The organism is Mycobacterium sp. P7213, assembly GCF_900604305.1.
In the GTDB taxonomy this organism is placed as follows: Bacteria; Actinomycetota; Actinomycetes; order Mycobacteriales; family Mycobacteriaceae; genus Mycobacterium.
Map to the genome: position 1 here is coordinate 1 of NZ_UWOA01000074.1, position 14,679 is coordinate 14,679.

The window sequence follows — 14,679 nt, forward strand, 5'->3', positions numbered from 1 at the left end:
CTCGCAAGCACCGCCACCCCTCGCCGACGACGAGCTGCAGGTGTTGCGTGGCGCCGCGGCGGCAGTGGTCAAGAACATGTCCACCTCCCTGGAGGTGCCGACGGCAACCAGCGTGCGCGCCGTGCCGGCCAAGCTGATGATCGACAACCGCATCGTCATCAACAACCAGCTCAAACGCACTCGCGGCGGCAAGATCTCGTTCACCCACCTGCTGGGTTACGCGATCGTGCAGGCGGTCAAGCAGTTCCCCAACATGAATCGGCATTTCGCCGAGGTCGACGGCAAGCCGAACGCCGTCACACCGGCCCACACCAACCTGGGGCTGGCTATCGACCTGCAAGGCGCCGGCGGCAAGCGCTCCCTGGTGGTGGCTGCCATCAAGGGCTCGGAATCGCTGCGCTTCGCGCAGTTCGTCGACGCCTATGAAGACATCGTGCGTCGAGCCCGCGACGGTAAGCTCACCGCCGAGGACTTCGCCGGGGTGACCATCTCGCTGACCAACCCCGGCACCATCGGCACCGTGCACTCGGTGCCACGGCTGATGGCCGGGCAGGGCGCGATCATCGGCGTCGGCGCGATGGAGTACCCCGCCGAGTTCCAGGGCGCCAGCGAGCAGCGGATCGCCGAACTCGGGGTGGGCAAGGTCATCACCCTCACCTCGACCTATGACCACCGCATCATCCAGGGCGCGGAATCGGGCGACTTCCTGCGCACGGTGCACGAGATGCTGCTCTCCGACGCGTTCTGGGACGAGATCTTCTTCGAACTGTCCATCCCCTACGAGCCGGTGCGGTGGCGCACCGACAACCCGGACTCGGTCGTCGACAAGAACGCCCGCGTCGTCGAGCTGATCGCCGCCTACCGCAACCGCGGCCACCTGATGGCCGACATCGACCCGCTGCGCCTGGATAACACCCGGTTCCGCAGCCACCCCGATCTGGACGTGCAGAGCCACGGCCTGACGTTGTGGGACCTGGACCGCGAATTCAAAGTCGAGGGCCTGCCCGGCGGTGACATCCGCAAGCTGCGCGAGATCCTGTCGGTGCTGCGCGACGCCTACTGCCGCCATGTCGGCGTCGAGTACACCCACATCCTCGAGCCCGAGCAGCAGCAGTGGCTGCAGGAGCGCGTCGAAGTCAAGCACATCAAACCGACTGTGGCGCAGCAGAAATACATTCTGAGTAAGCTCAACGCCGCCGAGGCGTTCGAAAGCTTCCTGCAGACCAAGTACGTCGGCCAGAAGCGGTTCTCCCTGGAGGGCGCCGAGACCGTCATCCCGATGATGGACGCGGCCATCGACCAGTGCGCCGAGCACGGCCTCGACGAAGTTGTCATCGGCATGCCGCACCGCGGCCGGCTCAATGTGCTGGCCAACATCGTCGGCAAGCCCTACTCGCAGATCTTCACCGAGTTCGAGGGCAACCTCAACCCGGCCGAGGCGCACGGCTCCGGCGACGTCAAGTACCACCTGGGTGCCACAGGGGTGTACCTGCAGATGTTCGGCGACAACGACATTCAGGTGTCGCTGACCGCCAACCCGTCGCACCTGGAGGCCGTGGACCCGGTGCTCGAAGGATTGGTCCGTGCTCGCCAGGACCTGCTGGGCCGCGGCGCCTCGGGCACCGAAGACAAGCCGCCGTTCTCGGTCGTCCCGATGATGCTGCACGGCGACGCCGCGTTCGCCGGCCAGGGCGTGGTGGCCGAGACGCTGAACATGGCACTGCTGCCCGGCTACCGGGTCGGCGGCACCATCCACATCGTGGTCAACAACCAGATCGGTTTCACCACAGCGCCGGACTACTCACGCTCCAGCGAATACTGCACCGACGTGGCCAAGATGATCGGCGCGCCAATCTTCCACGTCAACGGCGACGACCCGGAGGCCTGCGACTGGGTGGCCCGACTGGCGGTGGACTTCCGGCAGAAGTTCCACACCGACGTCGTCATCGACATGCTGTGCTACCGCCGCCGCGGGCACAACGAGGGCGACGACCCGTCGATGACCAACCCGTACATGTACGACGTGATCGGCACCAAGAACAGCGTCCGCAAGAGCTACACCGAAGACCTGATCGGCCGTGGCGACATCTCGCTGAAGGAGGCCGAGGACGCACTGCGCGACTACCACGGCCAACTGGAGCGGGTGTTCAACGAGATTCGCGAACTGGAGAAGCACGCCGCGCTGCCCAGCGAGTCGGTGGAGTCCGAGCAGCAGGTGCCGCGCGGCCTGAACACCGCGGTGGACAAGGCGATGCTGGCCCGCATCGGCGACGCGTTCTTAGCCGTTCCCGAGGGCTTCACCGTGCACCCACGGGTCCTGCCGGTGTTGGAGCGACGCCGTGAGATGGCCTACGAGGGCAAGGTGGACTGGGCGTTCGCCGAGCTGCTGGCACTGGGTTCGCTGGTCGCCGAAGGCAAGCTGATCCGGTTGTCCGGGCAGGACACCCGCCGAGGCACCTTCTCGCAGCGCCACTCGGTGATCATCGACCAGGCCAACGGCGCGGAGTTCAGCCCGTTGCAGCTGCTGGCCACCAACGCCGACGGCACCCCGAGCGGCGGCAAGTTCCTGGTCTATGACTCGCCGCTCTCCGAGTTTGCCGCGGTCGGCTTCGAGTACGGCTACACCGTCGGCAACCCCGAAGCCCTGGTGTTGTGGGAAGCGCAGTTCGGCGACTTCGTCAATGGCGCCCAGTCGATCATCGACGAGTTCATCAGTTCCGGCGAGGCCAAGTGGGGCCAGCTGTCCAACGTGGTGCTGCTGCTGCCGCACGGCCACGAGGGCCAGGGACCGGACCACACCTCGGGACGCGTCGAGCGGTTCCTGCAGCTGTGGGCGGAGGGCTCGATGACGATTGCGATGCCCTCGACGCCGTCGAACTACTTCCACCTGCTGCGCCGCCATGCCCTCGACGGGATCCGGCGTCCGCTGATCGTGTTCACGCCGAAGTCGATGCTGCGCAACAAAGCGGCGATCAGCGACGTCAAGGACTTCACCGACGTCAAGTTCCGCTCGGTGCTCGAAGAACCCACCTACGAGGACGGCGTGGGCGATCGCAGCAAGGTCGCCCGGGTGCTGCTGACCAGCGGCAAGCTCTACTACGAGTTGGCCGCCCGCAAGGCCAAGGACGGCCGGGACGACATCGCGATCGTGCGAATCGAACAGTTGGCCCCGCTGCCCAAGCGCCGCCTCGCCGCAACGCTGGACCGCTACCCGAATGCCAAGGAGTTCTTCTGGGTGCAGGAGGAGCCGGCCAACCAGGGCGCGTGGCCGCGGTTCGGCCTGGAGCTGCCGGAGCTGTTGCCGGAGAAGCTGACCGGGGTCAAGCGCATTTCGCGACGGGCGATGTCGGCGCCGTCATCGGGGTCGTCGAAGGTGCACGCGGTCGAACAGCAGGAGATCATCGACTCGGCATTCGGCTAGGCCTTCCACCGGCGAGTGTGCGTGTTTGCCACCGGCGAGTGTGCGTGTTTGTGCGCAACACGCCGCGTCTTGCTGGGCAACTGCGCACGCTCACCGAGGGCAGTCAATGCGGTACCAGCGGTACCGGATACGCTCGGGGTTCCACCAACCGTTGGGGAGAGCACATGCAGGGATTCGCGGGGAAAGTCGCCGTCGTCACCGGTGCCGGCTCAGGCATCGGTCAAGCGCTGGCCATCGAACTGGCCCGCTCCGGAGCGCAACTGGCGATCAGCGACGTCGACACCGAGGGGCTCGCCCAGACCGAGCGGCGGCTGAAAGCGCTGGGGGTACGGGTCAAGGCCGATCGCCTCGACGTCACCGAGCGGGAAGCGTTCCTCGCCTACGCCGAAGAGGTCAAAGAGCACTTCGGCAAGGTCAACCAGATCTACAACAACGCCGGCATCGCGTTCAGCGGCGACGTCGAGATCAGCCCGTTCAAGGACATCGAACGGGTGATGGACGTCGACTTCTGGGGCGTGGTCAACGGCACCAAGGCCTTCCTGCCGCATCTGATCGAGTCCGGCGACGGCCACGTCATCAACATCTCCAGCTTGTTCGGGCTGCTGGCCATGCCCGGCCAGGCCGCCTACAACGCGGCGAAGTTCGCGGTCCGCGGCTTCACCGAGGCGTTGAACCAGGAGATGGCCATCAACAAGCACCCGGTCAAGGTCACCACGGTGCACCCGGGCGGCATCAAGACCGCGATCGCCCGCAACGCCACCGTCGCCGAGGGTTTGGACGCCGCGGCCATGGCCGACTTCTTCGACCGGAAACTAGCCTCCACCACCGCCGAAGAGGCGGCCCGGGTGATCCTCGACGGCGTCAGCAAGAACCGGGCTCGCGTGCTCATCGGAAACGACGCGCGAGTGCTGGACCTGCTCGTGCGCGTCCTGGGCTCGCGCTACCAGCGCCTTTTCTCGTTCGCCCTCCCCAAGCTCAGGCCCCAGTAGGCCCGGCTATCTGCCGAGTGGGTGCTCGTCCAAGAAGGCGTCCACGACAGCCTGCGGGTCGGCACCGTCGGCCACCTGCCGGCGCATCTCGATCAAGGCGTCGGTGTCCAGCACGCCGGCCACCTGATTGACCGCCAGCAGTTGGGCTTCGGTCAACTCATTACGGCGATACAGCGGCACCACATTCTCGGCGCGCACCAGCGCGGGGCGGGTGTCGGCGAGCAGCACCATGCCTTCCGGCACGTCGGGGTCGGCGGTACTGGACCATGCCGCGGTGATCTGGCGGGCCTTCAGTGCAGCGAACAACGCTGCGTCATCAGCGAACTCACGTAGCTTCGGGAGCGTGCACCGGCCCACCACGCGCGGGACCCGCACGCCCGCGACAGCGCCGACGGTCAGTCCGCCGCAATGCCGGACGAGCGTGGGCAAGTCGGTGCCTCCCCACGCGGTCGCGGTCGTCTTCGTGACGGCCAATGTGGGTTTGTCCTCGGCGGTCATCGCGTAGTCGCCGACCGCGAGGCCCTCCGGCAGCGCGCCGGCCAACGCCCGGTAGACGCCCCGATCGGAGCGCGCCACCGAGTCGCGGGCGAACATCACCAAGAAACGGCCGGTGAAACCGGGAACGACCGTCAACTCCCCCGCGTCCAACCCGGTTACCGGATCTTCGACGGCCTCAAGGAGCACCGCGGCGCCGGTACCGCGCAGCGCGCTCGCATACAGGTGGCCCAGGACCTGCGACTGCGGATCCAGCGACATGCCCACGCCCAGTGGCGGCGGCCCCGGATGGGCACCACAACCGGCGATCAGCACAGCCGCGCATCCCAGCGCCAGGCGGCGCAGGTGATGTCGCCTGGGCACCGGGCGCTCTACGACGCGGACTCTGCGGCCGCCGCGACGGCCGCAGCAACGGCCGGCTCGACCCGGGGGTCCAGCGGGCTGGGCACGATACGGTCCGGTGCCAGCTCGTCGGCGACGACGGAGAAAATCGCCTCTGCCGCAGCCAACTTCATCGCTTCGGTGATGCGTCGCGCACCGGCGTCCAGCGCACCACGGAACACGCCGGGGAAGGCCAGTACGTTGTTGATCTGGTTGGGGAAATCGCTGCGACCGGTCGCCACCACCGCCGCGTACTTGGCTGCCAGGTCAGGGTGGATCTCGGGATCGGGGTTCGACAGTGCGAACACCACCCCACCCGGAGCCATCGACGCGATCAGCTCCTCGGGCACCACGCCACCGGAGGCGCCCAGGAAGACGTCGGCACCGGCCAGCGCCTCGGCCAGACCACCGGTAAGTCCACGAGGATTGGTCCGCTGCGCCAGCTCGAGCTTGATGTCGTTCATTCCGGAGCGCTCCGGATGCAGCACGCCCTGCGAATCCAGCACGATCATCTCCGAGATGCCCCTCGAGAGCAGGATGTTCGCGCACGCCACACCCGCGGCCCCGGCACCGGAGACCACCACTCGCAGCGACGCGATGTCGCGGTCGAGCACCTTGGCCGCACCCAGCAGCGCCGCCAGGGCCACGATCGCGGTGCCGTGCTGGTCGTCGTGCATCACCGGGCAGTCCAGCGCCTCGATCACGCGCCGCTCGATCTCGAAGCACCGCGGCGCGGAGATGTCCTCCAGGTTCACCGCCCCGAACGACGGGCGCAGCCGCACCAGCGTCTCGACGATCTCGTCCGGGTCCTTGGTGTCCAGCACGATCGGAATGGAGTCCAGGCCGGCGAAGGTCTTGAACAGCGCCGCTTTGCCCTCCATCACCGGCAGGGACGCCGCCGGGCCAAGGTCACCGAGCCCCAGGACCGACGTTCCGTCGCTGACCACGGCCACCAGCCGGTGCGCCCAGGTGTAGCGGGCCGCCAACGTGTGGTCGGCGGCGATGGCGCGACTGACCTGCGCCACCCCCGGGGTGTAGGCGATCGACAACGCGCGCTGGGTGTCCAGCGGGGTTTTGAGGTCGACGGAGATCTTCCCGCCCGTGTGGGCTTCGAAGATCTCTTCGTCTCCGATGACGATCGGCGAGCTGTTCATCGCAAGGTTCTCGGGCATCGATAGTCCAGGGTACTTCGCTGGTTTCGCATTCTTTCGATCGGCTGGGGGCAGCCAGCGCATCCCGCGTGCGCGGCTACGCTCTTTCGCTGATGTTTTGCCGGCATCACATCGGCGTACCACCAGATCGCTGCCATCGTCGGCTGGTGCCAGGCGATACCGCTGTGGCAAGGGGCGATCTGACCGTCGCTGCACGACGGCCGCGCTGCGCGCACCGGCAGCTGTCGAGCTCGGTTCGGGCTCACTTCCCGGGTGCAACTCGCACCGGAAGTCGCCCGCCGGGCTTAGCGCCTCAGATCAGGCCCAGGCCGGTGACGGCCTCGCGCTCCTCGGCCAGCTCAGCGGTCGAGGCATCGATGCGGCTGCGGGAGAAGTCGTCGATCTCCAGCCCCTGCACGATGCTCCAGTCACCGCCGGAGGTGGTGACCGGGAACGAGGAGATCAGGCCTTCCGGCACACCGTAGGAGCCGTCGGAGACCACGGCCATCGACACCCAGTCACCGTCCGGGCTGCCCAGCAGCCAGTCGCGGGCGGCGTCGACGGTGGCCGAAGCCGCGGAGGCGGCCGAGGAGGCGCCCCGCGCGTCGATGATCGCCGCGCCGCGCTTGGCGACGGTGGGGATGAAGTCGTTCTCGATCCAGGCCTGGTCATTGACGACCTCGGCGGCGTTACGCCCACCGACCTCGGCGTGGAACACGTCCGGGTACTGGCTCGCGGAGTGGTTGCCCCAGATGGTCATCTTCTTGACGTCGGTGACCTTGGCGCCGGTCTTGGCGGCCAGCTGCGAGATGGCCCGGTTGTGGTCCAAGCGGGTCAGCGCCGAGAAGCGCTCGTTGGGGATGTCGGGGGCGTTGGTCATCGCGATCAGCGCGTTGGTGTTGGCCGGGTTGCCGGTGACACCCACCCGGATGTCGGAGGCCGCGACCGCGTTGAGGGCCTTGCCCTGTGCGGTGAAGATCGCGCCGTTGGCCTCGAGCAGGTCGCTGCGCTCCATGCCCGGACCACGCGGGCGGGCGCCGACCAGCAGCGCCAGGTTGACGCCGTCGAAGATCTTGTTCGCGTCCGAGCCGATCTGCACACCCGACAGCAGCGGGAAGGCACAGTCGTCGAGCTCCATGACGACGCCCTCGAGCGCCTTGAGGGCGGGCTCGATCTCCAGCAGGCGCAGTTCGATCGGCCGGTCGGGGCCGAGCAACGAGCCGCTGGCCAGGCGGAACAACAGGCTGTAGCCGATCTGGCCGGCGGCGCCGGTGACGGCCACCTTGAGTGGGGTTGTGCTCACGTCAAGTGCTCCTCGAACGGGTTCGGCTGGTCTGCTTTGGTCCGGGTCGAAACTAGCGCACCGGCGTCGTCGCCGAAACTTCGGGACCTCCGGCCCTGGCTCGTGCTCACCGTGCAGGTTGGCGCCACACGCGTAGCATTTGACCGGCACCTGCGCCGGAGGGAGAGCGGCCATGACGGCGTTGCAAGACCCGACACCCCGAGTGCTGGTCGACTGCGGTGTCTATGCGGACGGCGAGCGGATTCCCGGCGAATTCACCCCCGCCGGCGCGCGGGCCAAGGTGCGCGAGATCGAGGCTGGTGGCCGAGAAGCATTCGTCTGGGTCGGCCTGCACGAGCCGGACGCGGCCCAGATGCAGGGCGTGGCCGCCACCTTCCAACTGCACCCGTTGTCCGTCGAAGACGCTGTTCAGGCGCATCAACGACCCAAGCTGGAGCGCTACGACGACACGTTGTTCCTGGCGCTGAAGACCGTCAACTACGTGCCGCACGAATCGGCGGTACTGCCGCGCGAGATCGTCGAAACGGGCGAGATCATGATCTTCGTCGGCAAGACCTTCGTGGTCACCGTCCGCCACGGCGAGCACAGCGGTCTGGCGCAAGTCCGCAAACGGATGGACGCCGATCCCGAGCAGATGCGACTGGGCCCGTTTGCCGTGATGCACGCCATCGCCGATTACGTGGTGGACCGCTACGTCGAGGTGACCAACCTCATGGAAAGCGACATCGATGTCATCGAGGAGACGGCGTTCGCGCCCGGGACCCGCACCGACGTCGAGCCGATCTACCAGATCAAGCGCGAGGTCGTGGAGTTGCGGCGCGCGGTCGCGCCCCTGTCGGTGCCGTTTGAACGGATGCAGAACGACTACCGGGACCTGATCTCCAAAGAGGTACGGCGCTATCTGCGCGACGTCGCCGACCACCAGACCCGCGCAGCCGAGCAGATCGCCGGGTACGACGAGTTGCTCAGCTCGCTGGTGCAGGCCGCGCTGGCGCGGGTGGGCATGCAGCAGAACACCGACATGCGCAAGATGTCGGCCTGGGCCGGCATCATCGCCGTCCCGACCATGATCGCGGGAATCTACGGCATGAATTTCGACCGCATGCCGGTGCTGCACTGGGCGTTCGGCTATCCGGCGGTGGTGGCGGGCATGGGTGTGATCTCCGCGGTGCTCTACCGCGCGTTCCGCCGCAACGGCTGGCTCTGAGCGCCGCGGCTACTGAGGCTGGGAGGCTGGACGGTCCGGGTCGAAGACGTCCACACCGTCGGCGCGCCAGGCTTCGCGCATCGCCTCGGCGCCCTTGAGCCGCACCCACGCTGCCTCGGTCGCGGTGATCGGGGTGGCCGACAAGAACCGCACCGGCTCCCGCGGCGGGGACAGCGTCAACTCGGCGATGTCGCTGTCGCCCAGCAACACCGCGGTGAACGGCACCGGACCCGAGGGCCCCGTCCACAGCGGACCCCCGAGGTCGATCAGCGCATCGGGCGCCAGCACCACCCCTTCGACCACCGGCGCGGCCGCGACCGCGGCAAGACTGCGGGCCAGCCCGGTGTCAGAACCCGAGGACCGCAGGCTCACCACGATTTCGGCCCGGGGGCCGTGCACCGGATCGGCAAGCAGCTGGCCGGGGTCACCCATGGGATGGCGCGAGCAACCGACCGAGACGTAATGCACCATCCGGTCGGGTCCGGGCCCGAACCGCAACACCTCGATGGGCTCGACACCCAGAAACGTCACCCTCGCGGTGTCGGGCTCGGCAGCGACGCCCGCAAAGTGGCGTCGGACATGCTCACGCAGCCGGTCCAGAACCTCACTCACCGGCGGGTCACCGCCCAGCCGGCGCGACGCTGAGGTTCACTCCGGTCTTGGCGTCGAACACGACCACCTTGTCGGGGTTCAGCGCCAGCTCGATCGGCTGCCCTCCGGACGCCCTCGATGCAGCCGGAACCCGGGCCACCAGATCGTTTTCGGCTGGCGCGTCGCCGGATTCGTTGGGGGTGAAGTACAGGTATTTGTCGGCACCCAGCGATTCGACGAGGTCGACGCGGGCCGCGAATCTCACCGCGCGACCGCGCTGCGCGTCATCGAGCAGCGCGGCATCGCCGAGATGCTCCGGGCGTACCCCGATGACAACCTCACCGCCGGCCGGTGCGGGATGCCTGCCGATCGATTCGCGAGTCGCCGCCTCCAGCGGTACCTCGCCGATAGCCAGGCGTGCGCCGGTCGCGGTCAGCGTGCCCGGGAAGAAATTCATCGCCGGAGAGCCGACGAAACCCGCGACGAACAGGTTGGCGGGCCGTTCGTAAAGCTCGTCGGGTGTGCCGACCTGCTGGGCGATCCCACCGTGCATCACCACCACCCGGTCCCCAAGCGTCATCGCCTCGGTCTGGTCATGCGTGACGTAGACGGTGGTGGTGCCCAGCCTGCGCTGCAGCCGGGCGATCTCGCTGCGCATCTGCACCCGCAGCTTGGCATCGAGGTTCGACAGCGGCTCGTCCATCAGAAATGCCTTGGGGTGCCGCACGATCGCCCGCCCCATCGCGACCCGTTGACGTTGGCCGCCGGAGAGCTGCGACGGCTTGCGATCCAGCAGCTCAGTCAGATCCAGGATCTTGGCCACCTCGGCCACCTTTTCGGCGATCTGCGGCTTCTTCATCTTGGCCAGGGTCAGCGGGAACGCGATGTTGCCCCGCACCGTCATGTGCGGGTAGAGCGCGTAGGACTGGAAGACCATCGCGATGTCGCGGTCCTTGGGGGCACGCTCGTTGACGCGTTCGCCCCCGATGCGCAGTTCCCCCGACGAGATCTCCTCCAGACCCGCGATCATGTTCAGCGTGGTGGATTTTCCGCAGCCCGAGGGTCCCACCAGAATGATGAACTCACCATCGGCGATGCTCAGCGACAGATCCTTTACCGCCACTGCGCCATCGGGGTAGCTCTTGGTGATGTGGACGAGTTCGATCTCTGCCATCGGCCTATCCCTTCACCGCACCGGAGGTCAGTCCCGCCACGATCCGTCGTTGGAAGATTAGAACAAACACGATGATCGGCACGGTGATCACCATTGCCCCCGCCGCGATCGATCCGGTCGGCTCCTCGAATTGCGAACTACCGGTGAAGTTGGCGATCGCGACCGGTGCGGTGACCGAGGCCTTGGTCGCCGTCAGCGACAACGCCAGCAGCAGATCGTTCCAGGCGAAGATGAACACCAGAATCGCCGCGGTGACGATGCCCGGCGCCGCCAGCGGCGCAATCACCTTGCGGAACGCCTGACCGGGGGTGGCGCCGTCCATTTTGGCGGCCTTCTCCAGGTCCCACGGGATCTCGGAGAAAAACGCGGAGAGGGTGTAGATCGCCAGCGGCAGCGCGAAGGTGATGTAGGGAATGATCAATCCCAACCAGGTGTCGAACAGCCCGGTGGCGCGCTCGATGTTGAAAATCGGTGTCACCAGCGATATCTGGGGGAACATCGCGATCAGTAGGGCCGCCCCGACCAGCAACCGCTTGCCCGGGAACTCCAGGCGGGCCACCGCATAGGCGGCCATCGCCCCGATCACCACCGCGATCACCGTGGTGATCAGACCGATGCCCACCGAGTTGATCAGTGCCGAGCCGAACACATCGCCGGCAAAGATGCCGCGGTAGTTGTCCAGGGTCACGGTGGACGGAATCAGTCTGCCGTCCTTGACCGTTGATGTGGGCTTGAGCGACAACGAGAAGATCCACAGCACCGGGACCAGTGCGTAGAGCACCACGGCCAGGTCGATGATCAGCCATGCGGTGCGTCGGCGAAGCTCGGTCATCGCTGGCTCGATCCCGGTGCCGCGGCGCCGAACACTTTGACGAACAGCCATGCGATCAGCGCCACGCAGACGAAGATCAACACCGAGATCGCCGACCCCAAGCCCACGTTGAATCCTTTGAACAGGTTGTCGTAGCCCAGTATCGACACCGATCCGGTGCTGTTGGAGCCGTTGGTGAGCACGTAGATGTTGTCGAAGATCCGGAACGCGTCGAGCGTGCGGAACAGCAGTGCCACCAGGATCGCCGGTTTCATCATCGGCAAAATGATGGTGACCAGTCGCCGCCAGGCGCCGGCACCGTCCATCTGGGCCGCTTTGAGCAGTTCGTCGGGCACCAGTGCCAGGCCGGCCAGCAGCAGCAGCGCCATGAACGGCGTCGTCTTCCACACCTCGGCCAGCACCACGATTCCCAGCGACGGCAGCTGGTGGGTCAGGGGCGCACTGCCGGTCGGCAGCAGATTGGCCAGGTAGCCGGTCCCAGGAGTCCAGGCGTAATACCAGCTGTAGGCGGCCGCGACGGTGACGATCCCGTAGGGCACCAGCACCGCCGTGCGCACCATGCCCTTGGCGAACATGCTGCGGTGCATCACCAGTGCCAGCGCCAGGCCCAAGACGAACTCGAAGAGCACCGAGACCACGGTGATGCCCAGCGTCACCGCGAATGCGGTCCACCAGTAGGAGTCGGTCAGGGTGGTCTGATAGTTGGCCAGCCCGACGAACGCGGTGTCCTCCGGGGTGGCCAGGTTATAGCGCAGCAGACTCAGCCAGATCGCGTAGCCGATTGGATAGGCGGTGACGGCCAGCATTAGGATCACCGCCGGTGCGACGAGCGCCACCGCGAGCCGGCGCTGTGACCGGACATCATCGGCGCGGGAGCCGGTGCGGGTCACGGAATCAGCCCCTTGCCGTCGATGGCCTTTTGCACCTGCACCGTGAGCTCATCGGCGGTGCGTTCCGGGTCGATGGCGCTGATCGGCGCCAGCGTCGCCGATATCCGGGTCGACACCGCCTGATAGACCGGCGTCACGGGCCGCACCGCAGCGTCGGTGAGCTGCTGCCGGATCACGTTGTGCTGCGGGTATTTCTCCTGGAACTGCGGGTCGGCGTACACCGAGGCGCGCACCGCGGGCAGGCCGCCCTCGATCGCGAGATACTTCTGGTTCGCGGCGTTTCGCAGACAACGCACCGCTTCAAACGCTTCGCCGCGATGCCGGGTGGTCTTGGCCACCGCCAGGTTCAACCCGCCGAGGGTCACCTTGGCCGGATGCCCCGGCAAGACCGCCGGATACGGCGCATACCCGAGCACTTTACGACTGGCCTGATAGGCAATGCGGTACTGCTCGTCGCTGGGCGCAAAAGCTCCGACGCCGTCGATACTGCCGGCTAGATCCGAACGCCCCTGCAGCGGAAGGAAACTCACCCCGCCCTTGACGGCGTTCTCCAGCATGGACGGCAGCACAAAAGGCCAGTTGACCTCGAGTGCCGCCTTGCCCTGCTCGAATGCCAGCCGGGCGGTGCCCTCATCGGTCTGGGTGATCGACGGGTCGGCACCCGGGGCGGTCGCCACCGCCTTCATGACCCGCAGCGCGGCGACGGTGGCGGCGCGGTGCTCGGCGGTGTCGGTGAGGGTGACCGTCTTGCCGTCATCCCCGAGGACCCTTCCCCCGGCGCTTTCCAGCAGGGTGTTGAACCACACCACCAAACCCTCGTATTGCTTGGCCTGCACCGCGATCCAGCTGGGCTGGCCCGCCCTATACAAATGCGCCGCCTCGGCGATCATCTGGTCCCAGGTGGACGGCGCGGACTTCATCAGATCCGGCCGGTACCACAGTAATTGGGTGTTGGTGACAAGCGGTGCGGCATAGAGCCGACCGCGCCAGCGGCCAGTGGCAAGCGGGCCGGGCAGCGTGTCGTCCGCGGCGTCGGCCTCGGCCTTGCCGGCCGGATCCTCAGCCAGTGGCAACGCCCAGCCGGCCTCGGCGAACTCGGCGGTCCACACCACATCGAGACCCATCACGTCCAAGGTGCGGTCGTTTCCGGTCAGCCGACGGGCCAGTTGCAGGCGCTGATCGTCGGCGGCGCGCGGCAGGCTGAACTGCTGCACCCGGTAGCGACCACCGGCCTGCTCGGTGCAGCGCGCCGCGATCACCCGGAACGTCGCGGTGTCGTTGGCCGGGGTGTAGACGCTGATCACCGGGGCAGCGCCGGACTGTCCGGACGAACCGCAGGCCGACCCCGCCGACACAACGGTCAGTGCGGTCAATGCGGCCGCGCCCAGCCGCCGTACGCGACCGCGCCGACTCGCCACGCCACTTGCCTCCCGTTGCCGTTTCGTGCCACGACGGTAAGGCCGTCCGGCCACGCTATGCAACAACGCAGAGTCAGAGCGTGAGCTTGGCCAACAGATCCCGGCCCTGCTCGGCACTCTGCGGGTCGCACAGCACGTCGTAGCGACCCGCCACCAGTTGCATGGTCGAGCTGAAATCCCTTGTCCCGCGGGCCATCGCGTAGGGAACCGATGAGGTGATCAAACCGAAGAACACTCCGGCGATCAGGCCAGTCACCAGTGCCTGTGTCGGGTTGTCGCTGAAAATGCCCAGCACCAGGCCGATGAACAGGCCCAGCCAGGCGCCGGTCAGCACTCCGCCGCCGAGCACCTTGGGCCAGGTGAGCCGGCCGGTGACCCGCTCGACCTGCATCAGGTCCACGCCGACGATCGTCACCTGCTGAACGGGGAACTGCTGATCGGACAGATAGTCCACCGCGCGCTGCGCCTCGGCGTAGGTGGGGTACGACCCGATCGGCCACCCCTGGGGCGGGGTCGGCAGTCGGGCCGGAGCGCGACGTCCCGGCGGGCCCGCCGCACCGATCGGACCGGGGGGTTGTCCGGGCTGGAAGGGGCTGGTCATGGGATTTCTCTCTCCTCGCTCCGAGATGCCGACTGTCGGACGACAAGCCGGTCCCGGCGCATCGGCTAGGTTGAACAGCATGACAGCTCCCGGCGGGGATTCTGGCGAGAATCCACGAGGCAACCCCAACCAGCCCTGGGCCGACGCGGGCGCGCCCGCTCCCGACCAGGGCGGATGGCCGTACCCGCCGGCACCCGAGGGCTACCCGCCGGCACCCGGCTATCCC

The 14,679-nt window shown here is 67.3% G+C and carries 12 protein-coding genes; 3 read left to right on the forward strand and 9 right to left on the reverse strand.

Features of this window, described 5'->3' with window-relative positions; genetic code table 11:
- Both EJK91_RS20205 and EJK91_RS20210 read left to right on the forward strand, forming a co-directional pair.
- A partial coding sequence (locus EJK91_RS20205; RefSeq protein WP_206430453.1) for a multifunctional oxoglutarate decarboxylase/oxoglutarate dehydrogenase thiamine pyrophosphate-binding subunit/dihydrolipoyllysine-residue succinyltransferase subunit occupies positions 1-3,421 on the forward strand: 3,421 nt, incomplete at its 5' end.
- Positions 3,422-3,585: 164 nt separating this feature from the next.
- Positions 3,586-4,410: an SDR family NAD(P)-dependent oxidoreductase gene (locus EJK91_RS20210; RefSeq protein WP_024441688.1), complete on the forward strand. Its 825-nt coding sequence runs from the start codon at positions 3,586-3,588 to the stop codon at positions 4,408-4,410.
- Positions 4,411-4,416: 6 nt separating this feature from the next.
- Here the strand turns inward: EJK91_RS20210 and EJK91_RS20215 are convergent, their stop codons facing one another.
- The 3 genes from EJK91_RS20215 to EJK91_RS20225 all read right to left on the reverse strand — a co-directional run bounded on the left by EJK91_RS20215 (position 4,417) and on the right by EJK91_RS20225 (position 7,740).
- Positions 4,417-5,268, reverse strand: a complete 852-nt coding sequence (locus EJK91_RS20215) for a glycine betaine ABC transporter substrate-binding protein (RefSeq protein WP_241178766.1) — start codon at positions 5,266-5,268, stop codon at positions 4,417-4,419.
- An 8-nt stretch (positions 5,269-5,276) separates the two neighbouring features.
- Positions 5,277-6,458, reverse strand: coding sequence for an NAD(P)-dependent malic enzyme (locus EJK91_RS20220; protein ID WP_125079804.1), 1,182 nt, complete (start codon positions 6,456-6,458; stop codon positions 5,277-5,279).
- Between the two features lie 292 nt (positions 6,459-6,750).
- On the reverse strand, positions 6,751-7,740 hold the full coding sequence (locus EJK91_RS20225; RefSeq protein WP_024441685.1) for a malate dehydrogenase: 990 nt from the start codon (positions 7,738-7,740) through the stop codon (positions 6,751-6,753).
- Positions 7,741-7,912: 172 nt separating this feature from the next.
- Here EJK91_RS20225 and corA point away from each other — a divergent pair, with 172 nt between their 5' ends.
- The gene (gene corA / locus EJK91_RS20230; protein ID WP_046301343.1) at positions 7,913-8,947 is read left to right on the forward strand and encodes a magnesium/cobalt transporter CorA; all 1,035 of its coding nucleotides are present in this window, start codon (positions 7,913-7,915) and stop codon (positions 8,945-8,947) included.
- A 9-nt stretch (positions 8,948-8,956) separates the two neighbouring features.
- Here the strand turns inward: corA and EJK91_RS20235 are convergent, their stop codons facing one another.
- The 6 genes from EJK91_RS20235 to EJK91_RS20260 all read right to left on the reverse strand — a co-directional run bounded on the left by EJK91_RS20235 (position 8,957) and on the right by EJK91_RS20260 (position 14,453).
- A complete protein-coding gene (locus EJK91_RS20235; RefSeq protein WP_046301344.1) occupies positions 8,957-9,559 on the reverse strand; it encodes a suppressor of fused domain protein in 603 nt (200 codons plus the stop codon).
- A 7-nt stretch (positions 9,560-9,566) separates the two neighbouring features.
- On the reverse strand, positions 9,567-10,712 hold the full coding sequence (locus EJK91_RS20240) for an ABC transporter ATP-binding protein (RefSeq protein ID WP_046301345.1): 1,146 nt from the start codon (positions 10,710-10,712) through the stop codon (positions 9,567-9,569).
- Positions 10,713-10,716: 4 nt separating this feature from the next.
- Positions 10,717-11,544: a carbohydrate ABC transporter permease gene (locus EJK91_RS20245; RefSeq protein ID WP_024441681.1), complete on the reverse strand. Its 828-nt coding sequence runs from the start codon at positions 11,542-11,544 to the stop codon at positions 10,717-10,719.
- Positions 11,541-12,434 (reverse strand): carbohydrate ABC transporter permease, encoded by an 894-nt coding sequence (locus EJK91_RS20250; protein WP_125079805.1) that lies wholly within the window; start codon positions 12,432-12,434, stop codon positions 11,541-11,543. Before EJK91_RS20250 ends, EJK91_RS20245 begins: the two co-directional genes overlap by 4 nt.
- Complete coding sequence (locus EJK91_RS20255; protein WP_046301347.1) at positions 12,431-13,852, reverse strand: ABC transporter substrate-binding protein; 1,422 nt, start codon at positions 13,850-13,852, stop codon at positions 12,431-12,433. Before EJK91_RS20255 ends, EJK91_RS20250 begins: the two co-directional genes overlap by 4 nt.
- A gap of 73 nt (positions 13,853-13,925) precedes the next feature.
- Complete coding sequence (locus EJK91_RS20260) at positions 13,926-14,453, reverse strand: general stress protein (RefSeq protein ID WP_024441678.1); 528 nt, start codon at positions 14,451-14,453, stop codon at positions 13,926-13,928.
- Positions 14,454-14,679: the final 226 nt, after the last annotated feature.

Excerpts from the sequence above, each read along its gene's own strand:
- EJK91_RS20260 (WP_024441678.1), bottom strand. The coding sequence starts at position 14,453 with ATGACCAGCCCCTTCCAGCCCGGACAACCCCCCGGTCCGATCGGTGCG.
- EJK91_RS20210 (WP_024441688.1), top strand. The coding sequence starts at position 3,586 with ATGCAGGGATTCGCGGGGAAAGTCGCCGTCGTCACCGGTGCCGGCTCA.
- EJK91_RS20220 (WP_125079804.1), bottom strand. The coding sequence starts at position 6,458 with ATGCCCGAGAACCTTGCGATGAACAGCTCGCCGATCGTCATCGGAGAC.
- corA (WP_046301343.1), top strand. The coding sequence starts at position 7,913 with ATGACGGCGTTGCAAGACCCGACACCCCGAGTGCTGGTCGACTGCGGT.
- EJK91_RS20240 (WP_046301345.1), bottom strand. The coding sequence starts at position 10,712 with ATGGCAGAGATCGAACTCGTCCACATCACCAAGAGCTACCCCGATGGC.
- EJK91_RS20245 (WP_024441681.1), bottom strand. The coding sequence starts at position 11,544 with ATGACCGAGCTTCGCCGACGCACCGCATGGCTGATCATCGACCTGGCC.